Source organism: Salipiger sp. H15 (assembly GCF_040409955.1).
GTDB lineage: Bacteria > Pseudomonadota > Alphaproteobacteria > Rhodobacterales > Rhodobacteraceae > Salipiger.
Map to the genome: position 1 here is coordinate 87,679 of NZ_CP123390.1, position 21,539 is coordinate 109,217.

Annotated in this window: 26 protein-coding genes; 9 read left to right on the forward strand and 17 right to left on the reverse strand. The window is 63.6% G+C overall.

Annotation, left to right across the window (positions count from 1 at the left end; all coding sequences use genetic code 11):
• Positions 1-215: 215 nt before the first annotated feature.
• Positions 216-809 carry an NAD(P)H:quinone oxidoreductase type IV gene (gene wrbA, locus PVT71_RS28810; RefSeq protein ID WP_353476853.1) on the reverse strand — a complete coding sequence of 198 codons (594 nt, stop codon included), beginning with the start codon at positions 807-809 and terminating at the stop codon, positions 216-218.
• Positions 810-1,298: 489 nt separating this feature from the next.
• Positions 1,299-3,908: an AAA family ATPase gene (locus tag PVT71_RS28815; protein ID WP_353476711.1), complete on the reverse strand. Its 2,610-nt coding sequence runs from the start codon at positions 3,906-3,908 to the stop codon at positions 1,299-1,301.
• 288 nt (positions 3,909-4,196) lie between these two features.
• On the opposite strand from PVT71_RS28815, the gene PVT71_RS28820 reads away from it, so the two are divergent.
• From PVT71_RS28820 to PVT71_RS28830, 3 genes are all read left to right on the forward strand, one after another.
• Positions 4,197-4,580: a chlorhexidine efflux transporter gene (locus tag PVT71_RS28820; RefSeq protein WP_353476712.1), complete on the forward strand. Its 384-nt coding sequence runs from the start codon at positions 4,197-4,199 to the stop codon at positions 4,578-4,580.
• 131 nt (positions 4,581-4,711) lie between these two features.
• Complete coding sequence (locus PVT71_RS28825) at positions 4,712-4,984, forward strand: DUF4242 domain-containing protein (RefSeq protein ID WP_353476713.1); 273 nt, start codon at positions 4,712-4,714, stop codon at positions 4,982-4,984.
• Between the two features lie 376 nt (positions 4,985-5,360).
• Positions 5,361-5,549, forward strand: a complete 189-nt coding sequence (locus PVT71_RS28830; RefSeq protein ID WP_353476714.1) for a hypothetical protein — start codon at positions 5,361-5,363, stop codon at positions 5,547-5,549.
• A 734-nt stretch (positions 5,550-6,283) separates the two neighbouring features.
• Here PVT71_RS28830 and PVT71_RS28835 read toward each other — a convergent pair.
• From PVT71_RS28835 to PVT71_RS28885, 11 genes are all read right to left on the reverse strand, one after another.
• The gene (locus PVT71_RS28835; protein WP_224848480.1) at positions 6,284-7,549 is read right to left on the reverse strand and encodes an MFS transporter; all 1,266 of its coding nucleotides are present in this window, start codon (positions 7,547-7,549) and stop codon (positions 6,284-6,286) included.
• A 320-nt stretch (positions 7,550-7,869) separates the two neighbouring features.
• Positions 7,870-8,121, reverse strand: a complete 252-nt coding sequence (locus PVT71_RS28840) for a DUF982 domain-containing protein (RefSeq protein WP_224848478.1) — start codon at positions 8,119-8,121, stop codon at positions 7,870-7,872.
• 370 nt (positions 8,122-8,491) lie between these two features.
• Positions 8,492-8,656 (reverse strand): hypothetical protein, encoded by a 165-nt coding sequence (locus PVT71_RS28845; protein ID WP_353476715.1) that lies wholly within the window; start codon positions 8,654-8,656, stop codon positions 8,492-8,494.
• Between the two features lie 247 nt (positions 8,657-8,903).
• On the reverse strand, positions 8,904-9,131 hold the full coding sequence (locus PVT71_RS28850) for a hypothetical protein (protein WP_353476716.1): 228 nt from the start codon (positions 9,129-9,131) through the stop codon (positions 8,904-8,906).
• Positions 9,128-9,334: a cold-shock protein gene (locus PVT71_RS28855; RefSeq protein WP_224848472.1), complete on the reverse strand. Its 207-nt coding sequence runs from the start codon at positions 9,332-9,334 to the stop codon at positions 9,128-9,130. Before PVT71_RS28855 ends, PVT71_RS28850 begins: the two co-directional genes overlap by 4 nt.
• Positions 9,335-9,626: 292 nt before the next feature.
• On the reverse strand, positions 9,627-10,499 hold the full coding sequence (locus PVT71_RS28860; protein ID WP_353476717.1) for a transglutaminase family protein: 873 nt from the start codon (positions 10,497-10,499) through the stop codon (positions 9,627-9,629).
• 217 nt (positions 10,500-10,716) lie between these two features.
• Positions 10,717-11,022, reverse strand: a complete 306-nt coding sequence (locus PVT71_RS28865) for a hypothetical protein (protein WP_224848469.1) — start codon at positions 11,020-11,022, stop codon at positions 10,717-10,719.
• 64 nt (positions 11,023-11,086) lie between these two features.
• On the reverse strand, positions 11,087-11,581 hold the full coding sequence (locus PVT71_RS28870) for a hypothetical protein (protein ID WP_353476718.1): 495 nt from the start codon (positions 11,579-11,581) through the stop codon (positions 11,087-11,089).
• 144 nt (positions 11,582-11,725) lie between these two features.
• Positions 11,726-12,568: a transglutaminase family protein gene (locus tag PVT71_RS28875; protein ID WP_353476719.1), complete on the reverse strand. Its 843-nt coding sequence runs from the start codon at positions 12,566-12,568 to the stop codon at positions 11,726-11,728.
• A gap of 105 nt (positions 12,569-12,673) precedes the next feature.
• Positions 12,674-13,018: a hypothetical protein gene (locus tag PVT71_RS28880; protein WP_353476720.1), complete on the reverse strand. Its 345-nt coding sequence runs from the start codon at positions 13,016-13,018 to the stop codon at positions 12,674-12,676.
• A gap of 139 nt (positions 13,019-13,157) precedes the next feature.
• Complete coding sequence (locus PVT71_RS28885; protein ID WP_353476721.1) at positions 13,158-13,898, reverse strand: Crp/Fnr family transcriptional regulator; 741 nt, start codon at positions 13,896-13,898, stop codon at positions 13,158-13,160.
• A 148-nt stretch (positions 13,899-14,046) separates the two neighbouring features.
• On the opposite strand from PVT71_RS28885, the gene PVT71_RS28890 reads away from it, so the two are divergent.
• Together PVT71_RS28890 and PVT71_RS28895 are read left to right on the forward strand one after the other, a co-directional pair.
• Positions 14,047-14,295: a hypothetical protein gene (locus PVT71_RS28890; protein ID WP_224848460.1), complete on the forward strand. Its 249-nt coding sequence runs from the start codon at positions 14,047-14,049 to the stop codon at positions 14,293-14,295.
• A 403-nt stretch (positions 14,296-14,698) separates the two neighbouring features.
• On the forward strand, positions 14,699-14,896 hold the full coding sequence (locus tag PVT71_RS28895) for a hypothetical protein (RefSeq protein ID WP_353476722.1): 198 nt from the start codon (positions 14,699-14,701) through the stop codon (positions 14,894-14,896).
• A gap of 201 nt (positions 14,897-15,097) precedes the next feature.
• On the opposite strand, the gene PVT71_RS28900 is transcribed toward PVT71_RS28895, so the two are convergent.
• Both PVT71_RS28900 and PVT71_RS28905 read right to left on the reverse strand, forming a co-directional pair.
• The gene (locus tag PVT71_RS28900) at positions 15,098-15,868 is read right to left on the reverse strand and encodes a hypothetical protein (RefSeq protein ID WP_224848456.1); all 771 of its coding nucleotides are present in this window, start codon (positions 15,866-15,868) and stop codon (positions 15,098-15,100) included.
• Entirely contained in the window at positions 15,865-16,224 is a 360-nt protein-coding gene (locus PVT71_RS28905; RefSeq protein ID WP_224848454.1) for a DUF3604 domain-containing protein, read from the reverse strand. Before PVT71_RS28905 ends, PVT71_RS28900 begins: the two co-directional genes overlap by 4 nt.
• A gap of 179 nt (positions 16,225-16,403) precedes the next feature.
• Between PVT71_RS28905 and PVT71_RS28910 the strand changes: the two genes are divergently transcribed.
• The 3 genes from PVT71_RS28910 (at position 16,404) to PVT71_RS28920 (ending at position 19,365) form a co-directional block, all read left to right on the forward strand.
• Entirely contained in the window at positions 16,404-16,790 is a 387-nt protein-coding gene (locus tag PVT71_RS28910) for a hypothetical protein (protein ID WP_353476723.1), read from the forward strand.
• Complete coding sequence (locus PVT71_RS28915; RefSeq protein ID WP_108969715.1) at positions 16,762-17,829, forward strand: IS110 family transposase; 1,068 nt, start codon at positions 16,762-16,764, stop codon at positions 17,827-17,829. The genes PVT71_RS28910 and PVT71_RS28915 overlap by 29 nt, the downstream gene beginning before the upstream one ends.
• A gap of 423 nt (positions 17,830-18,252) precedes the next feature.
• Positions 18,253-19,365 carry a zinc-binding dehydrogenase gene (locus tag PVT71_RS28920; RefSeq protein WP_353476724.1) on the forward strand — a complete coding sequence of 371 codons (1,113 nt, stop codon included), beginning with the start codon at positions 18,253-18,255 and terminating at the stop codon, positions 19,363-19,365.
• Positions 19,366-19,414: 49 nt separating this feature from the next.
• Here the strand turns inward: PVT71_RS28920 and PVT71_RS28925 are convergent, their stop codons facing one another.
• Positions 19,415-20,095: a type 1 glutamine amidotransferase domain-containing protein gene (locus PVT71_RS28925; protein ID WP_353476725.1), complete on the reverse strand. Its 681-nt coding sequence runs from the start codon at positions 20,093-20,095 to the stop codon at positions 19,415-19,417.
• A gap of 133 nt (positions 20,096-20,228) precedes the next feature.
• Between PVT71_RS28925 and PVT71_RS28930 the strand changes: the two genes are divergently transcribed.
• On the forward strand, positions 20,229-21,146 hold the full coding sequence (locus tag PVT71_RS28930; RefSeq protein WP_353476726.1) for a LysR family transcriptional regulator: 918 nt from the start codon (positions 20,229-20,231) through the stop codon (positions 21,144-21,146).
• Between the two features lie 144 nt (positions 21,147-21,290).
• Here the strand turns inward: PVT71_RS28930 and PVT71_RS28935 are convergent, their stop codons facing one another.
• Positions 21,291-21,539, reverse strand: coding sequence for a ParB N-terminal domain-containing protein (locus tag PVT71_RS28935; protein WP_353476727.1), 249 nt, complete (start codon positions 21,537-21,539; stop codon positions 21,291-21,293).

A 21,539-nucleotide genomic window follows, 5' to 3' on the forward strand; every position in this document is an offset into this window, starting at 1 on the left:
TGACCTCGTGGCAACCGTGGATCGAGAGCTCATGATCGAATCCTGCCTTTATTGCTATGTCGCGGACCGCAAAAAGCTGCAGTATCCGAAAGGTGCCGTCTGAGAAGCTTAAAAAGACGGCGTTCTCGCCAACTTGGTTCCTGCTGGGGCCAATGACTGAATAGTCCGACATCCCACCCGCCAGTTCTTCCGTAGCCGGCGTGTGGGATGTCACTTTACCCAACCAGCTTTGAGGTTATTTCGACCAAACGCCGAGCCTGATGGGCGACTGATGCTTTGCCAGCGTCATCGAATTTTCCCGCTTCGGTAGAGTAGCCGTAAGGATTTCCTCCCGATGCATAGATGGCATCGTTGGTGTAGCCAGGTGGTACGATGATGGCGCCCCAGTGCATCGCGGAAGTGTAGAGACCCAAGGTGGTTGCCTCCTGACCGCCATGTGGGTTCTGGGCGCTAGTGGTCGCGGTGATCGTTTTGCCTGCAAGTTTGCCCTCAGACCAGACGCCACCGAGCGTGTCAATGAAAGCGCGGAGTTGAGAGGCAGACTGGCCATAGCGTGTTGGGGCGCTAAAGAAGTAGCCGTCAGCCCAGACCATGTCGTCAGAGGTGACGACGGGGATGTCCGCCATCTTCTCAGCTTGCTCCTTCCACGCCTCCTGCCCGTTTACCACAGAGTCTGGCGCCGTCTCAGCGACACGAAGAAGCCTAACATCAGCTCCAGCTTGCTTGGCGGCATCAGCGGCCGCAAGAGCGACTTGATGGTTGGTGCCGTAGGTCGAGTAGAAGATCACTGCGATCTTGGGTTGTGCCATGGTTCTTCCTCCTGATGCTGGCTCTGGACTGTGCGATCAGAAGGTAGGGCGCTTTGGCGATTTGTCGTGGTTGCTCGCCACCTCAGATGCATGCTCGGTCACCATACTGCGGGGATGGCCGCCGGCGTCCAAAGCTGCCCGGTGTGCCTAGCGCAACATGATGGCCTGTCCGGCGCTCGAGGGCGGATTCGGACTTTGGCTGCGGCGACGATCCAATCGCCCAGCAAAGGTGGAAGCCGACATTCGGAGCGGACCAAGGTCGAGGTTTGTTCTGCGCCGCCGCAAGGCCCCTCCGAGCCCTTAGTGGTGTTCGGACGCGTCCGCGGCATTCACCCGAACCCTCCAGGTGCAGCTGAAGGCGCGGCCCACACCGGTCATTCGGGCCATAGCACGTCACAGCCGCGTCAACCCTGTTTGCGGACACTCCAAAATGAGTGACCCTCCCGCACGGAAGCCAAGAATGGCTGCGCGAGTTCTAACCTATAGATCTCAGATAAGGCCGGAGCGGCGGGCGATCGCTGCGGCTTCGCCGCGAGAGCGGACGTCGAGCTTGCCGAGGATCGCCGACACATGGTGGTCGACGGTCTTCGGGGAGACGAACAATTGCTCGGCGATTTCGGCGTTGCTGCGTCCCTGGTCGAGAAGGCGGAGCACATCCATCTCCCGGCGCGTGAGGCCCGCGGGGTTAGCGCGGGTGGAGGCGCGCGGGCCGGCGACGCGAACGCCGTCGGCGTTCAGGTCGGCGAGGATGCGCTCGGCGACGGTGATCGCGCCGAGTGATCTGACGGTCTCCAGCGCGCGGCGCCGGGCGGTGGTGTCACCATCGAGCAGCGCCAGCGCCTGGTCGTAGGGGGCCCCAACCGCGGCCCAGGCCGCGGCGGCGGCCCGCCAGTCACCGACGAGCTGCAACCGCCAGGGCTCGGGCATCACCATCTCCCAAGACGGCAGTGATCGTTCGGGTGCCAGAACGCGCCGCCAGTGGAGCACGTCCGGGATCATCGCGGCGTCCTTCGCCATCGTGAGGCACCGCTCGAGATCACCGAGAGCGGCCTCCTTGTCCTCGAGGCCGAGCCAGGCGCGCTCGCCCATGATCGCTGCGTAGGGCGCGAAGCGCTGCGGCTCCGTGCCGCGCTGGAGGTAGGCGCGCAGGCCGGCGAGCAGCGGCTCGGCGGGGAGGCCGCGCCGAGTGTGGAGCCGCGCCAGCACCAGCATCGCCGGATATCCGAAATGGCCGGTTCGACTCGCCCCTTGCCTCCAAACGCCGTCGAAGCGGTCGACAACCCTCTGCGCCTCGGCGGCGGCCTCGTCCCACGCGCCCTCGCGCAGCAGGAGTTCCGCCTTCCAGCCCTGCATGTACCAGAGCATGTAGTCGATGCCGTGTTCGAGGCAGAACGGTATGCCGGTGTCCAGCGCCGCCCGAGTGCGGTCGCCGTCGAGGCTCACACATTCGAAGCACGCCAGATTGCAGTAGGCTCGGGCGGCGTCTTCGATGAAGCCGTGCTCGAGGGCGATGGACAAGCTGCGGTCGAGCATGGCGCGGCCCCAATCCAGATCTTCGCGCCAGAGCCCCATGTAGCCAATGTTGTTAAGGGCGTGGCAGACGATGTCGGGCCGGTCGAGCGCCTCGGCCAGCGTGATCGCCCTTTCCCCCCAACTCCGGGCTCCGTCCCTGTCCCACGCGAGCATCGCCAGCTGCGATAGGTTCGACCAGGCCAACGCCAGTTCCGGCCCGCCCAGGTCTCCCAGTAGCTCGACGGCCCGTAGGCCATGGGCGTCGGCGCCGCCGCGGTCCCCGGTCGAATAACTAAACCGCGACAACCGGCGCAGGCCATCGCCCTCGCGTAGCCGGTCGCCGGCCGAGCGGGCCAGCTCCACCGCCGCGGCCTGCGCCTGGACCGCCTCGGGGTTGCGCGCGCTGAGCTGGAAGGCGAGCGCCGCGTCGGCGTAGAGCTCGGCCCGCTCGTTGGCGGGCCAGCTGTCGGCATAGGCGAGTGCCGCTGCGAAGTGCTCGGCTGCCTCACTGTGGGCGCCCAGCCGGGCGGCCTCACGGCCGGCAAGCGGGGCGAGGTCGCGGACGGTGTCCGCGGCGGCGGCCTCTCGGGCGTGGTGCAGGAGCTGGGCGGTCGGAGCGTCGCCGCGACTCCGCAGCGTGTCGAGCGCCCAAGTGTTGAGGCGACGTCGGGCGACCGGCGACAGCGCGGCCTCGACGGCACGGCGGGCGAGCTCGTGGCGGAAGGCGAACCCGACGCGGCCGGAGGCTTCGAGGAGGCCCGTCGCGACGCATTCTTCGAGGCCCGCGGCGGTCTCCGAACCGCAGACGACCTCCAGCGCGTCGGTCTCGACCCGACGCGGGAAGATCGAGGCGCCGTCCAGCACCCGCCGCCCGGCCACGGTCAGGCGGTCGGCGCGGGCGAGCACGGCGTCCTGCACGCTCGGCGGCAGCGTCTGGCCGTGCCCGGCGCGCAGGAGCTCGGCGACGAAGAATGGATGGCCTGAGGTAGCGCGCCATAGGGCTTCTGCGTCCCGGCCGGCCGCCCGGGCCAACTGGTCCACGCCGGCGGGCGTCAGCGGTGGCAAGGCGATCCGCTCGACCAGGTGCGGCGGCACGTCGGCCAGCGCGCGGCGCAGCCTCGCGCGGCCGACGGCGGCGTCGTCGCGGCCGGTGACCACGAGCAGGATGTGGCTGTCGGCAACCCGGCGGCCCAGGAAGCGGACGAAATCGATCGTGGCGTCGTCGGCCCAGTGTAAGTCCTCGACCACCACCAGCGTGGCGCGGTCGGGGAGGTCGAGGACGCCGAGCGCTTCGGAGAAGAGCGGGAACTGCTGCCCGTGGCGATCGAAGGCGTCGGCCAGATCCCAGCCCGCCTCCCGCGCCAAATCGCGGAGCGGTCCGAGCGGCGTGGGGATCGAGAGGTCCTCGCAGGCGCCGCGGATGACACGGGCGTCGCCGGCCCGGGCGATCGCCGCCGCGGCAAGCGTCGTCTTGCCGACGCCGGCCTCACCGGTCAGCGCGGCCACCTGGCCGCGTCCGCTTGCGGCCTCGGCGAGGAGGCGGTCGAGCCGCGCCAGTTGGTCGTCGCGTTCCAGTAGCCCGGTCATGGCTCACCGCCCGTGGCCTCACGCCCCAACGGTAGCCTATGCGACGCCTGCACAAAATGGGGAGATTGCGCCGCGAAGATGGGGAATGCGTCCGATGCGGGCCCGGGCCGGCCCGTGCAGGCTTCGGGGTAGCCCGGCAGATTGGCGGGCGGCACGGGGGGAGCGGAGATGGATCGCGGCACGGTCAGAGGGACGTACCCGGAGAATGGCGACCGGCGACGGTATGCCGCTCCCCTGCGTTCGCGAGGTGACAGACTGCTGCAGACCGTCTCCGAGGAGGCGGGCGGGATGCTCCTCGTCTCGCCTGCGTATGCGGCAATCTTCGGGGCCGCGCTCGACGAGTCCTTCCTGATCATGGCCGCGATCGCGGTCATCAGTCTGGTCTGGTGCCCGGTCTACAACACGATCTTCGACCGGATAGAGCTGCGCCGCACCGGACGCGTCGCCAGCGACCGCCCACATCGCTGGCGTCTGGTTCATGCGATCTCGTACGAGGTGGCCGTCGTGGTCGTCGAGGTTCCAGTGATCATGACACTCGGCGACCACGGCCTCGGAGAGGCGCTTGCGCTCGATCTCGGGCTCGGGGCGTTCTATGCCGGCTACGCCTACCTTTTCCACCTCGGCTTCGATCGCCTCCGGCCTGTGGCGCCGGCCGGCATGGCGGTGGGCTGACCGTCAGCATCGCAAAATAGGGAGGTTGTGCCGTGAATATGGGGAGTGTCCCCGATGCAGGAGGGGACTGGCCCATGTAGGCTTCGAGGTGGTCCCGGCGGCTGGCCGGGCAGCAGATCGGGAGATGGATGATGCCTCGTTTCATGGTCGAACGCACGTTTCCGGACGGGCTGAGCATTCCGATGGACAAGAGCGGCGCCGGGGTCTGCGGCGGCGTGGTGGCGCGCAACTCCGAGGACGGCGTGACCTGGGTGCAATCCTTCGTCACCCCGGACCGGCGGCAGACCTTCTGCATCTACGACGGACCCTCACCCGAGGCGATCCGCTCAGCCGCGGAGCGCAACGCGCTGCCGGTCGACCGGATCACCGAGGTCCGGGTGCTCGACCCCTACTTCTACCACTGACGATCACAGCCGATCATGTGTCCTCCGAGCGGACGACACGGTTGCTCCGCGACTACGACTACCCGGACCCATGTCGACGCCAGGAGGACGTCATGAACAACGAACCTCTCTACGCACCCGCACTCACCACGCTGGCCGATCTGCTTGCTGCGTGGCGCTGTGCAGTTGCCTTTGAGCGCCGCTACCGGCGCTTGGGTCCGGCCGGGCTCGATCCCGCCGGGCTGCCCGACCTCGACGCCCCGATACACCTTCCATACCCCGAACCCGAGGGGGTGTCGGCCGCCGGGTGCGTCGCACCGGGCTCGGCGACGAGGCTCTCTGGGAAACGGGAACGGCCAGCGGGTAGGTCGGCGACCTCGGACCTGGGAGGCCTCCCTTGGGCGAGCTGATCCGGATAGTCTACACCGCGTGCGCCGTGGCCCAGCCGACGCTCTGCGAGGACCACGTCCTGGTTCCCGCCGTGGCTCTCAACGAAATGAGCTGCCTGACCCATGCGCAGGGCGAGATCGCCCGCGCTCTGCTACCGGGCTGGCGTGTCACGCGCTTCGGATGCACCCGTGCGTGACACGAGCGCGTCACAACGGCAGCGCCTGCGACCCGAGCGCAGAAGATGGGGAATGGCCCCGATGCGGGCCCGGGGCCGGGACTTGCAGCTTTCGAGGCGCCCCGACGGGCAGCCGGGTAACAAACGGGAGATGGAGAAATGCCTCGCTGCACGGTCGGAGCGACGTTTCCGGAACGTGCCGATGGCCGCAGACGTGCCGAGCCCCTGCGCTCACGAGGCGACAGATTGTTGCAGACCGACTCGGACGAGGCGGGCGGGATGCTTCTGGTCTCGCCGACGCCTTTGCGGTGATCTTCGACGCGCCACTGGGCGAAACCTTCGCGCTTCTGCTCGAATCCCACCGCCGCTCTCGTCACCAACGCACTTGGCGCGCCGCCGCCGGCGACCGTCAGATCGCCCTGAGCCGCTGCTCGCTCTCCGGCCGCCGGGCATATTATCTGCCGGAGGATCTCGCGCTCATAGGAATCTCTCGCCTCCAAGCACTACTGCGAACGGCAGCTATCTGAACCTGTGGCGATTCCCGTTGCGCTGCTGTGAACGGCAACTCTTCCGCCCAGAAGAGCAGCATCACAGCGATGGACTTAATTCGCGTGCTGCAATTCCAAACGTCCGCTTGGTCCGCACTGCTGACCGCGGACCGTTCAGAATGCTGCGGCCTGCATGAATGGCCGCTTCGGTGAAACGGTGGAGCGGCCCGGCGACGACCGATATGGGCCGCTCGCGCTGTCTCAAACTCACGCCGGAGTGTCCCTTTCTCGGTCGTCTTCCGCTTGCTCCACAGCCCAGCTTGTGGCGGCCTCGATGGCAACGAGTGACGTGGTCGGTAGCACGGTCAAGTAGCTGTCGGTGTCCTCGACTTGGATGGCGGGGCGCTGTGTCATCCGGTAGAGGGCGTAGAGGGCGATCCCGGCAAATGTTACGGTCAGCACGAACCAGAACCCTTGCGGCCCGAGCAACTGCATTGCCCACCCACTGAGAAGCGGCCCGCCGATTGCCCCGATGCCAAACACGAAGACCAGCCCGCCAGACGCCGCGGGCATGTCATCGGCTGACAGGTCATCATTGGTGTACGCCAGAAACAGAGAATAGAGAGGCGTTGTCACGCCTCCGGCGAGGAAAGCCGCGATCAGCAACTGATCTGGCTGCCCGCCCGTCGTGAGGCCGAAGGCGCAGGCCGCGGCACCCACGGCAGCGGCGCCGAAGATCAACTTTCGACGATCCATGATGTCCGACAACCAGCCGATCGGGTACTGCAGGAACAGCGCGCCGGCAAAGAGCATGGCGACGAACAGCGCAATCTGCGGTGTCGACAATCCGATCTGTGTACCGAAGACAGCGCCCATTCCCGACTGTGTTGCGTAGATACCTCCCAACAGGAATGTTCCGACCGTGCTCAAGGGCGCGTGCCGGAAAAGCTCAGTCAGGGACATGGCACGCGTGACGGTGACGGCGGGGGTCGGCGACACGGAGAGCAGGATCGGGCCGAACGACAGTGAAACCAGGATCGAGGCAACAATGAAAAGGGTAGAAGTCGCCGCATCTCCCAGGGTGAGGAGCCATTGCGCTCCTATCACCCCCAGGGTCTGGGCGATCATGTACGCGGAAAGGATCTTGCCCCGGGTGTCGTTGGTGGCTGCGTGATTCAGCCAGCTCTCCGCGGACACGTAGACCCCGGACATACAGAAGCCGATGATCAGACGCAGGGGCATCCAGGCCCAGGTTTCGGTCGCAATCGGCAAAGCGATAAGGCCCGCCGACATGAAGCTGCCCAGGGCGGCGAAGACGCGAACATGCCCCACGCGACGGATCAAGACCGGCGTGACGCGGGCTCCGGAAAGAAACCCGATGTAGTATCCTGACGTGATTACAGCGAGAGCTGCTGTTGAGAAGCCCTCAAGATCTCCGCGCAGACCGATCAGGGTGAACTGCATGCCGTTGCCGAGCATGATGAGCAGGATACCGAGGAGCAGCGCCCAGACGCTGCCGAGGACAGAAATCATGAAGCGTCTCTCTTGGTGTCAATTGGTTCCAATTCGAGCCTTGCATGAGAAGCCGTTCGCGGGGAGGCGATTGCGCGTCATCAGCGGAGCGCTTTGCGACATCGACCGCATTTGACAGCCTCTGTGCTCCATGAGACCGCGCAATCCGGAGCGGCCCGCAAGTGTTTGGCCGGCGAACGCGCAACCACAGAAGAACGATAGCCGCTTGCCAGATCGTCCGGACCACTGCATGGCGATTGCCTTCGGGCGGGCGAACAAGAACGTTCGCAACAGCACTTCTCACGCCCTTCAGTCCACCTCGTGGCTTGGCGCGCGACCCATCAAGCCATGGCCGCTTGCTTGAAGCCTGCCAATCTGGCGGCCTTCAGGAACGCATTGCGGGCATCATCAACGGAATTCATGCACTCCATGGCCGCCTCCACCTTCGCCAAGGCGGTCTGTTGCGCCGCATCGGCCACGGGCCATTTGCGGCGAAGCCAATAGTGGACCTTCTCGATCGTGCAGAAGCGCGTGACGTCTCCGTCTTGCGGGTTGATTAGGATAAGAGGGTCGCCCCAGAAAATTTCCATCATGTTTGTTGTCTTTCGTATTCGTGAAGCCACGGTGCCGACGCTGGCGACCCCTCTTGCGAGTTGCTCCATCGGCGGTGCTGCGGCGCTGGAAGATGTCCGGACGCAGGAACGCTCATGCGCACCAGCTCGCCGGATTGGGCGGGGCCAGCACATCTTCTTGGTAGATGAATGTCGCCCGACCGGAATTCGAGGCGCAGATGTGTCTGCGCGGCCCGCCCAACCAATGGGCTGGCAAAGAAATTGCCGCCCCGAAGTTGCTCAACGTCGTTCCTTGCGGTGCGATCCGGGCAGGCGATGTCTTGAAAGGGCCGTGTTCACTGGGACCGGCCCATCTTCCTGTGCCCGAAAGCTCGGGCCGTCGTGCAGGAAGTTACTCGGGCTTTTCCTCGGTGGGCTGCGCTGCGGGCTTCAGAACCGGTGTGGGCGCAGTCCGAGTTCTTTGGTAGCCGAAAGTCTTTGCTCCGGGGCGTTTCTTTGCCGGCTGGCTCAGGAACTCCTTGAGGTCCAGCTGCTTTTTCGAAGGCGAATAGCCCATGTCTCTCTCCTCTAAATGGTCAAAGTGAATGGAAGCTGCCGCAGGGCGAGCCCTGCAGCAGCTCCTCCAGGTAAGACTGCTGCGGAATGGTAGAGGCCCACAGGATGGACCAGTCCACTCGACGCGCTCACCCGGAAATCCGATCTGCTTGGCCCGAAGCGTGCGGGCCGATCAGATCGTCGTCTGCAATCGCGAGACGGCGCCGCACGGGCAATCCAACCGTTCAGCGCCGGCCGCGTCTTGGCGGTTACGTCTTGTCGCGCGCCTCGCGAGCAGCTTTGAGGCGCGCCAGTTTTTCGGCGCGCTCGTCCGCTTCATCTTTCAGAACGCGTTTGGCACCCGCAGTGATCCTGTCGAGCTGAGTTTCCGGCCCGGTCCGCTTCTCACCGGACGTCCCCTTGGGCTTTGGCGGTCGCCCGCCGTTCCCGGATTGCGCCGGAATGCCCTTCAGCAGATCGTCCAGCGAGCGCTTCAAGCCAGGGCCAGATTGCTTGCGGACTCGCGGCCGTCGCGGCCGGTCTCGACATCGAAGGTCACTTTCTGACCGTCGTCGATGCGCGAAATACCGGCACGTTCAAGCGCCGTGACGTGCAGGAAGATATCCTTGTCGCCGCTTTCCGGCGCGATGAAGCCGAAGCCTTTGGTGCTGTTGAACCATTTTACGGTGCCATTGGCCATGTCCGTAGTCTCCTGAATGTGCTGCCCGCGACATGCGGCAGCCCGGCAAATGTCGATCCAAGACGATCAACCGAAACCGGGTTAGCGGAAGCAGCATTTCGAAGAGAAAAGCGTAAGCCCATTACATGTGGAGACTGCCGGGCAGGTTTACAAGGACAATCGGAAATTGGTGAAAATTAAAATCTGTCCGAGCGAAGCCGGTGCGCCCGGCACATGGTCCCACTCTTGGGCAGCTTTTTTATCTACCGTGCAGATGCCAATGTCGGCGCACCGATCTTAGGAGCCTGAACGTTCAAGGACCGTCCACGCTCACGCTCACCCCCACCTCCAGAGAGAGAAGATCGCAACCCCTCCCGTAATACCTGCCACTCACCGGCGTCACCTGGGCAATGTTGCGCGCGGCCGCCACCGGGATGAGGTTCGCCGCACCGACGGAGCGATTGGTCGGGTCGAAGGCGATCCAACCCGCCCCGGGTACGAAGACCTCGACCCAGGCGTGGGTCGAGCCTGCGCCGGATGAGCCAAGGTTTTCTACTGCAGGATCGTGAAGATAGCCGGAGACCAGCCGCGCGCCAAAGCCAAGCGTGCGCACGGCCTCGGCAAAGAGGACCGCGATATCCCGGCATGAGCCCCAGCCTCTGTCCAGGGTCTCGAGCGGCCCCTGGGTCCCTTCCGACGAGCGGCTTTGATAGGAAATCCAAGCGTTCACCCCGTTTGCCACGTCCTTGAGCAGCGAAATGGTGTCGGTCGGCCATTCCATGACAAAGCAATCTACCCAGCGCGCCAGCCTGCCGGCGTGGTCAGCATACTGAGGCTGGGCGAGCGGCCCGAGATCGGTCCAATGATCCCCCTCGTAACGAAAGGGGTAAGACGCCGCAGAGGCGGCAATCGCAAAAACCGGCCAAGTCGGAGCACTCAACTCCACCGTCATCCGCGATTGGATGCACAAAAGCTCGGAGGAAATATCGAAGGTGGCCGATGCGACCGCGTTGCCAGCGACGTCCTGAGCCCAGTCGATCCGTGCGGAGGGTGAGATCTGCAGATCGAATGCGATCAGGCGCAGGTCTCTCGTCTCTCGAGGCCGCAGCATCAGTCGATGGGGACCGATGGCCACGGCCGTTGCGTAGCGATACGTTGTGATGTGCGAGATGTTCAGCGTTGCCATCAGTGGCCCTGCGACCCGACGCGGGAGGCCCGACGCCGGACAGGCCCCGAGCCGGCCGGCAGAGACGATCGCCAGGTGGCCGACCGTTTGCAGTGACCACAAACTCTCTCACCGAAGCCCGTGCTCAAGAACTGCACGCCGCAACGCAGACATTTGCGCTCGGCTTCCACGTCACCGCGGGCCTTGGTCAGAGCCAGCAGCCTCTCTCCATCTTCGGTCATCGTGTCGGTCCTTCGCGTTCCTTGAGCAGGTCGAGGTCCTTGAGCGCCTCTTCGATGATGGTCTTGATCATGACCTCTCTGACCTCTGGCTCGTTTTCGTGCCGCTGCAGCAAGACACGCACCTGCTCCATCGCCTCGATCCACCGCCGCAATGAATCTGCCAGCAACATCACGTCGATTTCGACGCCGCGGTGATCAAGATGGGCCAGAAGTCCGGAGTTCGCCGCCATACGGCGAATGCGGCTATCGAGCCGTCCACTGGGCGTCCTGTGGCGGTCAAGATCGATGGGGAGGTTTGTCATGGCCCGACCCCCCGAAGCGCGGGCGTCATCGCACGTCCCCAGAAACGGCCCGGACCGAGACGCCTCATTCGCCGATGCCCGGCCGAGAAGACCCTGAACGGGGGAAGACGTCGGGCTTGCTCCCCCCGCTTGCCGCGGCAGGGCGGTCCGCGCGGGCACGATGCCGATGAATACCGCTGCCGGGTGATCTTGTGGCGTAGTACTGCCGCAGGTCTCGCTCGCTGACGCCATCCGCCAGCATGACCATGCGAATGAGTGGATCGGCCAGCATCTTCTCGAGGAAATTGTCTCTCAGCTCCGTTTCCCCCATCCTGTCGTTCGCCATGGCCTGCTCCAACTCGCCAAGCGAGACGGTCAGCGTGCGTGCGAGGCCCGGGTGAGCAATCTGGGGGTGGAGATGGACAAGAACCGACGAAGCAAAGCTTTCGCCCCCTCTCCCCGCGCCTACGGGCATCAATTCGCTCTCGATGAGGTACTCGCCAGCTGGCAGGGTTTCATCAAAGCTCCCGAGTTCAAAGGGATTGAGAAAGACAACGATGGTGGGGATCGGAATGGTCATGTCTGGTCTCCCGGCATATGTCGTTGGCGTAAGGCTGTGGGCGGAACCGAGAAGCATCTTCGCCGATCCGGCGCGGCCATCAGTGGGTGCTTGCATGTCAAGCCAAGGAGAGCATCGGACGCCTCGATCAATCCGGAAACGGTTTCAGTTGACGACCTCCACGGTCTCCGGGCTCCCTGCCTGTTCCGCCTCCTCTGTCCAGACCTGGAATCCGGTCAGAGTGTTCGGCCCGAAGGTCTGCGTCAGCGGAACGTCCGCAGCGTCTCGACCCCGGGCAATGAGGATCCGCGCGGTCCGACGGGTGTTGTTTCTCGGATCGAAGACCCACCAGCGCCCATCGAGGAACACTTCCATCCAGGCAGCGAAATCGCCCGGGGGGTGCGGCTCCGGCTCACCGATGTCGCTCAGGTAGCCCGTGCAGTATCGTGCGGGAATGTTCATGCACCGGCAAAAGGTGATCGCGAGATGGGCGAAGTCGCGGCAAACGCCATGGCGGGAGGACAGTGCCTGTGACGCAGTGCGCGTCGCATCGGCCTTCATGTAATCGAACCTGATCGTCTCGTGGACGTAGTCACAGATGGCTTGGACACGCGCCCAGCCCGGGGTGGTGCCTTCGAAGAGCTGCCATGCCTCCTCAGACAGAATGTCGGTATCGCAGTAGCGGCTCCCCAGCAGGAACACGAGCGTCTCGTAGGGCAGGTCTTCGACGTTGTGTTGTCGCGCCGCCGGTGACGTCGGATCGGGCTGCCCGGTATCGCGGAAGATGCCGCTGCTGGACAAGGTGAACTCTCCAGCCGGGGCCAGCATCCGCGTACACCAGTTGCCGAAGCCGTCGCGATAGCTTTCAAGTGAGACGCTGGGGGACGTGACAAGATAGTCTGCCTGCTCGAGATCGCCGAAGCGCGAGTAGTGGACGTTGAGCATCGCGATCAATGGTGTCGGCTGCACGAAGGTATATTGCAGGCTGCACCCTATTCTAACGCGCATTTGGATCTCCTTGGCGCCGCATTAGCGCCGATGCTTTGCGGCGAAACAGGCCGGCTCCGGATCAATGCGGAAGCGTGCCGCGAGGATGCGAGAACCGGATGCGGGTCAGAGCGCGAGCGCGCTCAGACAAGCCTTGGCGATGTCCGCATCCGGTTTCTCGGTGCCAGGGACCGTCGCCCAACCCGCCGACATCACGGCATCTTTTTGTTTGTAGGCGTTGGCCGCGCGGATCGTTTCCATCTTCGCGCTGCGCTCGGGGTCACTCTGCGCCATTTCGAGACACACCGGGACCATGGCCGCGATGACGCTGTCATGGCTTGCGGTTTGTGCGCGGGTTGCGGCGCCTCCCGCGGTCTGCCAGCCGCCCCAAGTGAACCCGAGCACGGCAAGGGCGACAGCCCCGATGGCGGCGCCATAAACGCCCGGTTTGAGCCAAGAGACGGTTTTCATCTTTTTATCCTCCAAGGAAGTGAACATGCACGTCCCGCCATTCTTGGAGAGGATGCCACGCTGGTCATACGGGACTGGAACGGGGCGCGTGCTTACACATGTTAGCGGCCGCCCACACGCCACCTACGCCCGCGCCGGATCATGTCCCCGGCAGCAACGGGCCCTCTTGGTCCAGGTAGGTCGGATCAAAATCCGCGAGTGTCACCAGTCCGTTGTAATCCTGGAACGACACGTGGCCGTCCCGGAAGGTGACCAACCCTCTTTCTCGCAATTGCCGCAGCACGCGGTTTACATGGATGGCGCTCAGACCCAGGGCATCCGCCAGGTGGTACTGCGTCAAGGGGCAATCATAGCCACCTCGGCCTCCCAGCCCGACCAGCGCCAAACGGGACGCGAGTTCCAAAAGAAAATGCGCCATTCGCGCCGCAGCATCTCGTCGACCGATGCCGACGAGGTGCTCGACCACCATGGCCTCGTCTCGAGAGGCGGCCCAGAAGATCGCGGTCGCGAGGCGCGGCATCTGAGTCAGGACGTTCAGAAGATCGTCGGACAGCACCTCGATCGCCTCGATATCGGTGATCGGCTCAAAGCTGTGGTCGGAGGTGCGTAGAAGGACGCTGCGCAGCCCAAGGAAATCGCCGGGGATCTGGACATCGACGATCTGCCTGGTGCCGTCTGCCTGGACTTTGTAGGAACAGGCCCACCCGGAGGCGAGCACGTAGGCCGCTTGCCGAGATTGCCCCTGATAGACAAGGTCTCGCCCGACAGAGAAGGATCTGCGGCGCTCGTGAAGTCGCTCAAGCACCGCCATCTCGCTGTCGCTGAACACCGCGAAGGCCGAGAGTTTGCGGGCGAGGGGGCTGTCTGTTGCGGCAGTCATTGGACCCTCATGGACTCCAGAATTTCACGGCCCAAAAAATCTAACTGACTGCTTCAGGTTAGCGCACCATAACAGGGTATCGGCGAAAGTGCAGACCTACAAATCGGACAGCCGTCTATTCCCGGTTCATGAAGGAGAAAGGGTCAAGATGCCTGACCATGTCGAATATCTCGGTGTTGCCGCGGTCTCCATTTGCGAAGCGCTCCTGCTGGCCCTGCGGGAAAACGACATCCTTCCCAACGGTGAGATCATCGGAGTCCTGAAGGATGCGGCTGCAACGCATGAAAACGCCGCAAAGGCGTCCCACCAGCCAGCCTCCATCGAGATGCACCGCGAGGTCGCGGCCGTCATAAACGGCATGATCGCCGGCCGAACGGCGCACACAAAAGAGTTCTGAATCGCTGAACCAAACCCATCGAGCCTTGGCAGTCGAAAAGCGCTCTGACCTCGAACACCTGTGGCATTCGTTCCAACGCGAGGATTGGCGCGACGACGCGCGGGTTGAAAGCAAAGGTTCTCATCCCAAACACGCATTTGCGCGAGGAAGCCAAGAGGTTATCCAGCTCTTCGGCCGCCTCCAACCTGACTGACCAAGCCGGTATGCCAGTGGTGGCGCTGACGCCGGGCCGAATGTCGTGCAACGGCTGCGAGCGGCCGAACAGCGCCGGTCCAGAAGACCCGATCCGGCGCGCATTCCGTCGCCAATGCTCCCCCCAATCTCTCATCGGGGTCACATGAGGGTTGCAATACCACCAGAAAGTGCGGCTCTCTGATACCGTGGCGTTGGGAGGTCGGAGTTTATGCGACAAACCAAATTGGCAATCGGTACAAAGGTCGTGATCCAGACGCACGTCGGTCTTGCGCCCAGCCTCGGAACGATCGTCGATGGCCCGATGTTTATCTCCGACGATCCCTTCTTTAGGATCGAGGTCGAGGGGCATGAAGTGTGGCACCCGGCTGAGCACCTCGGACCGTACTTGCGGTTGATTGATGATTGACCGGCCCAGCCTGACACCGTTCACCCGCCCGTAGTCCAATAAACCTTGGGGGTCAGCTACGCGCAGGGAGCGGACCCTGATCTACTGGGCCCGTTTCCAGAAAGCTGCCATTCAGGCGGAGCGCGGCGATCGGCCCCTCCGAGGCCAAAGGAGACCTTTACCGTTGCGATGTCGTAGGAACTTCTCAAGAAGCTTCGGGGATCAAGGCACGAGGATCTTCATGGTGAAGCCGATGGTGTCCTCCGGTCCGTCCCCGTCCTCGTAGAAGTTGTATTCATAGCTTAGCCCGAACTGCACAGGCGTGGTTCCGAAATGCGCCAACTTGTTGAGCTGGATGCCAAGGGGAAGGCTGACCCATTTCTCTGCGTCCCAGTCGTAGGTGATCGACATATCGGAGGTGCCGACCGACCATCCGTTGGCAATCGAGACGTTCACAATGGGCTGGATCACCGACAGGTCGACCGGATCGCGGGAAGCATCGCCGCCGATGTCGATGAGGTTCTGGTTGAACAGGCCCCAGATGCCCCATTTCGTCTGAGCGATGAACCCGGCGGCCGGGCCGAGGGCCCAGCGGTCGGTGCTGAGCTTGTCCTCGCCGCTCGGGATAAGTGCCACCGCGCCAACGCCAAAGCGGCCCCAGCTCTGGTTGAAGGTGGTCAGATTGAACACCGTCACATCGGAAAAGCCGGTGTTGTCCGAAGGGCTCTCGGTCAAATAAGGCAGCGTCAGGCGGAAGATGTTGCTGGTCCCGCCGAGCTCGTAGGGCACGGCCATGCGGAACTGCAACTTGTTACCCTCGACGTCGCCCAGTCCGTGGTAGCGGTATGTGTAGAAATCCTGAAGCAGGTAGGCGGTCAGCGAAGCCGTGGGATCGCTCGCAGCCGAAGACAGGTCCTGCTCGCCACTCTGCGCCAACGTCATCGGTGCGGAAAGCGCCAGGGCAATGGCGGAAGTGCCGAAGAGTCTGGTCATGAAAGGCGTCCTTCTGGGAGTAAGCGCTGCGGGTTCGCGTCGCTGGGCATCGAAGACCATTCATAGGCATGGATCGCCGCGAATTTGCCGGGCTCGTAGTTCTTCTCGGCGGCCTCGAAATTCTTCTTCCACGTCGACTTGATCGACCCGGGACCTTGGAAGAAGGACGGGCGCGGGTCGCTGCCGATTAAGGCATCCATCGACACACCGGTGTGCAGGTGCTGCTCGCCGATATGGGCCTCTTTGAGTGGATTGGTCGGGGCATCCGCCTCGCTGGCCTGGGCAAACCCGCCGCTGGCGGTCGTCGCATGTAGGGCACCAAGGCTCAAAAATGGGAGAAAATTCTGTCGAAGCATGATCAAATGTCCTCGTTCCGCATCGGAATCCGAAGGTTTCAATATCGGCAGGATAGCACAGAAAGTGCTCGCACATAGCGAGAGTGGGTCACCCCGCGCCAACTGAGCCAGCCCCTTTGAAGTGGTCCACCCCGAAGCATGAAATCCGATAGGATTTCGGCGAACAGGAGGACTACGGAATGGCTGGAAAGCGTGAGAAGCCGGAAGACATTGTCACCAAACTGCGCCACATCGCCAAGCAGATCACACTCCTTGGCGATACGGTTGGCTTTCTGATCCAGTTCCGCTTTGGAAGGACTAAGTCGATCATCCGTTGTCGCGTCGCCTACTGTAGGTGTACCGCGAACGGCAGTAATGTCCGCCCTGCCGACCTTCATCCTCCGAAAATCCTGCAAGATGGACGAATGGCTGGTCTGGTGAAGCTGCACTGCGGCGATCGGCCAGGGACTGAACGGCAGGTAATGGGATGTGCCGGCTGCTTCCCCCACCGTTGGGTTATCCTGCACTGGGATCATCCGCGCCAAAGGAGAAGCAGCCATGTGTGCGAAGAAGACAGGAAGCATTGAAGACTTGGCGGTTGTCGGCATCGACATCGGCAAGGATACATTCCATCTGGTCGGTTTCGACTGCTCGGGTCAGCTGGTTTTGCGCAAGCAGATCAAGCGGCTTGCGCTGGAGGCAACGTTCGAGAAGTTGCCGCAATGTGTGGTCGGGATGGAGGCTTGCCTCAGCGCCCATTTTGTCAGCCGAACGCTGCGCCGGATGGGGTTCGAGCCACGGATCATCCCGGCGATTTACGTGAAGCCGTTCAACAAGGGTCAGAAGAACGATTACAACGACGCCGAGGCGATCGCCGAAGCCGCTCTGCGGCCGAACCTGCGGACGGTGACGGAGAAGAGCCAGGACCAGCTCGACCTTCAGGCCCTGCACCGGGTGCGCGCGCGGCTGGTGTCGCGGCGCACGGCGACCATCAACCAGATCCGGGCCTTCCTGATCGAGCGGGGCATCACCGTCAGGTCGGGGCTGCGGGCGCTGAAGAATTCCTTTGAGACGATCCTCGAACAGCGGCGGGACGAGATCTCGCCCCGGATGCGAGGTATCCTGATCGGGCTTTACGGCGACTGGCTCTGGCTGGACAAACGGATCGAGGATGTCTCCGACGAGATCGAAGGGATCAGCCGAACCGAAGAGAACTGCGCCAACATCATGACAATACCCGGCATCGGGCCAATGATCTCGACGGCGATGGTTGCGGCCGTCGGCAAAGGCGAGGCATTCGACCGGGGGCGCGATTTCGCCGCCTGGGTTGGCTTGGTGCCCCGACAGTTCAGCACCGGCGGGCGAACGATCCTCGGCCGGATCACCAAACGCGGCAGCCGCTATCTGAGGATGCTGTTCGTGCAAGCTGCGAAAGTGATCATGATGCGCCCTCACCGATGGTCCGACTTCAGTTTCGGCCCGTGGCTGACCGAGGCAGTCGCCCGTATGCCGCGAAACAAGGCGGCCATCGCGCTTGCCAACAAGCTGGCACGGACCGCCTGGAGCCTTCTGCGGCACGGCACCCGGTTCGACGCCTCACAAGACGCGGCGATGGAAGCGATTTGACGCCTTCCACAGCCACCAAGGAGTTCGCTATAGAGACGACAGCATGGAACGGAGAAGATACGCCCCCAGAGTCTGACGGCCCAAATGGTCATTTTGGACCTTGCCGGTAATGAGACCACGGCGCGTGCGTAACCCCATCAAGGCCACGGCCCGCGAGCCGATCAACAGGCCGGATACATATGAGCGATTTCCGAAGTCGTGCCAAATTCTTGATTGCGAACAGCAGCCGGCACATACATCTGGGCCGAGAGGAACGCGCGCTCCTGCCCGCCATGTGTACGGCACGCTGCACCGCCGCAAGCCCACTCGGAGCCCTTTCCAGTCGCTCCGACTACTTATCTTGTGCCGGATGCAGAATTTTTGGATGCATCGGAATTGGCCCTAGATCCACATCACCCGATGAAACGCGAAGGAGGCTCCTGCATGGCCACCACCGGACAACAGCTGTTCACCACCCTCGAGGCCGACGGCACCCTGACCGTCGCTCTTGAGGACGTTTCATTTGCCGACCCCGCCCGCAACCAGGTGCTCGTGCGGATGGAAGCTGCGCCGATCAACCCGTCGGATCTCGCCATTCTCGTCGGCGGCGCCGACATGGAGAACGCGGAGTATACGCCCGGCAAGTTCGTGGCCCGGATGCCCGAGACGGTGAATGCCGCGTCGAAGGCGCGGCACGGTCTGAAACTGCCCGCTGGCAATGAAGGCGCCGGCACGGTCATCGCCGCCGGCGACAGCGACGCCGCGCAGGCGCTGATGGGGCAGCGCGTCTCCTGCGTCCCGGGCAACGCCTACAGCCAATACTGCCTCGCCGATGCGGACATGTGCCTTCCGCTGGGCGAGCATTCCTCCGAAGAGGGCGCCAGCGCCTTCGTCAATCCGATGACCGCGCTCGGCTTCGTGGAGACTGCCAGGGCCGATGGTCAGGATGCCATCCTGCACACCGTCGGGGCCTCGAACCTCGGCCAGATGCTGACACGCATCTGCGCAGAGGACGGCATCGGGCTGGTGAACATCGTGCGAAAGACCGATCAGGTGGAGCTGCTGAAGGGGCTTGGCGCCGAGCATGTGGTCAACTCCTCCGAAGAGGATTTCATGGACAAGCTGGCCGACGCCATTCGTGCGACAGGCGCCTTCTACGGCTTCGATCCCGTGGGGGGCGGCATGCTGGTCGATACCGCATTCCGGGCGATGGAGCGGGTCGCAAGGGAGCAGATGGCCGAGTATTCACGCTACGGATCGAACCAGCCGAAACGCATATTCATCTACGGCCGCCTCGACACCAGCCCCACCATGCTGACACCCAGCTACGGGTTCGGCTGGACCCTGTCTGGTTGGCTGCTGTTCCCGTTCCTGCAGTCGGTTGGGCAGGAAACCGTGGCCCGGATGCGTCAGCGCGTGCGTGACAACCTCACCAGCACCTTTGCCAGCAGCTACAAGTCTCGGGTCACGCTGGAGGATATGCTCACCAAAGACGCCGTGCTGGACTACCGCGCCATGCGCACGGGCGAGAAATATCTCGTCACGCCCTGGGCCTGATCCGCAGGCCAGAGCGGCGCCGCCCGTCGCTGGGCGGCGCCGCAGGGGATCACAGAAGCTCGAGAACCTTCTTCGCCGCCGTCTCCGACGAAGCCGGGTTCTGCCCGGTCACCAGCCGGCCATCGGCCACGGCATGAGGCTGCCAGTCGCCGACGCTTTCGAAGTCAGCCCCGAGTTCACGCAGCTTGGTTTCCAGCAGAAACGGCACCGCCTCCACCAGCCCCACGGCCTCTTCCTCGCTGTCCGTGAAGGCCGTGACCTTGCGGCCCTTCACGATGGGATCGCCGTTCGCATCCACGACATTGGCAAAGGCCGCCGGGCCATGACAGACCGAGGCGACAATCTTGCCGCTGTCCCAGGCGTCGCCAATGGCCTTGGCTGCAAGTGCGCTTTCGGCGAGGTCGAACATCGCGCCGTGGCCGCCCGGGATGTAGAGCGCGTCGTAAGCGGTGACGTCCTCGTCCTCGAGGCGGCCGGGGCTGGACAGCAGCGCCGTTGCCTCCGCATCTGCGCGGAACCTGGTGACCGAGGCCGGGGCCTCCTCACCAGTCACGTCGGAATTCGGGTCAATGGGAACAGGTTTGCCGCCAAGCGTCACCAGCGTGACCTCGTGGCCCGCATCAAGGAAAGCGTAATACGGGCTCGCCAACTCTTCGTACCAAACGCCGGTGGGGTTGCCGGTATCGCCAAGGACATCGGCCGCAGTGGACAGGATCAGAATACGTGCCATTTTTCAGGTCTCCTTGCGTTGTCTCGGAACGTCCCGCGAGGGTCACTGCAGGAACGTCTCCGCAGTGATATGGGACGAATTTGCAAATCGAGAAATTGATGCGCAGCATGTCAGATATCGGTAAGCTGGACACATGACCCCAGACATATCTCTTCTTCGCGTCTTCCACGCCGTGATGGAAGAACGCAATGTCACTGCTGCGGCGCGACGCCTCGGCCAGTCGCAAAGCAATGTCAGCGCGGCGCTTGCGCGGCTGCGCGGCGCCTTGGGGGATGAGCTTTTCCTGCGCGCGAGATATGGCGTCGAGCCGACCGAGAAAGCGTTGCAGATCGCGCCGGACGTCGCGGCCGGGCTGGACCGGCTCGAACGGGCGTTCCGTGCCGCCGAGCCTTTCGACCCCGCTCAAAGCACGCGGCGCTTCCGGCTGTTGCTGGGTCCTTACGCGGAGGTCGTGCTCGCCCCGCCTCTGGCCGCCGCCTTCGCGCGTCACGCCCCCAAGGCAGAGCTCGAAATCGCCCCGATCGGCCCGGACCTGGATCCGCGCTCCCTTGCCGGGCAAAGCTTCGATCTCGCCATCGGACGGTTCTCCCCTCCACCGGAGGACCTGGTCGTCTCGGAACTGTTCAATGACGGATTCCGCTGCATCGTAGCCCCCGAGGCTTTGGCAGACGGCGCGACCCTGAATCGCGACCTTTATGAGCGGCTTCCGCATGTGGTGGTGGCGCCGCCGGGAAAATGGCGCACCGGATTGCACAAACTAACCGCCGACACAGGCCTGCGCCGCAACACCGCGATGATCGTCTCGCACTTCCTGACGGCAGCCCCGACAGTCGCCCGCGTCGGAGGCATCGCCACGGTCCCTGCGCGCATAGCGGCGATGATCGCCGAACCTTATGGTCTCCGAGACATGCCGGTCCCACTGAACCTTGGCACCTTCCCGACGCAGGTCGCTTGGCACCCACATAACCGGAGCGACGCACGCCACATCTGGCTGCGAGACCTTCTGAACAACATTGCATTCGGAGAAAAGGAGAGGGGCCGAGACACGTGACCACAAAGTCCTTGGCAGCTCATTGCGCCTGCCTGCCGTCCCGGTCATGAGCAACGTCTGACCGCGTCGACCGCCTCGCCACCCGGGTAATCCCCAAGACGTGACTGTCATGGACTCCTGGCGCGGCCCGTAGTGTCGTGCGACTCAGTGCAGCCGAGCGCGCACGAAATAGGCCAGCACGGACTCCTCTCCCAGCTCCCGAAGCGCCTCTAGTCGGTGGAGACCTTCGATCAGCACGTAGCCGTCTCCGTCAGGCCGGAGTTGAATTGGGGTGGTCTGTCCGTCCTCCAAAATGCTCTCGGCGAGCTTGTTGACTTTGTCCTCGCAGAGCGTCTTTTTTCGCTTGAGCGGAACCCTAATGGCGCTGATCGCAACGGTGTGCTTTTCCAACAT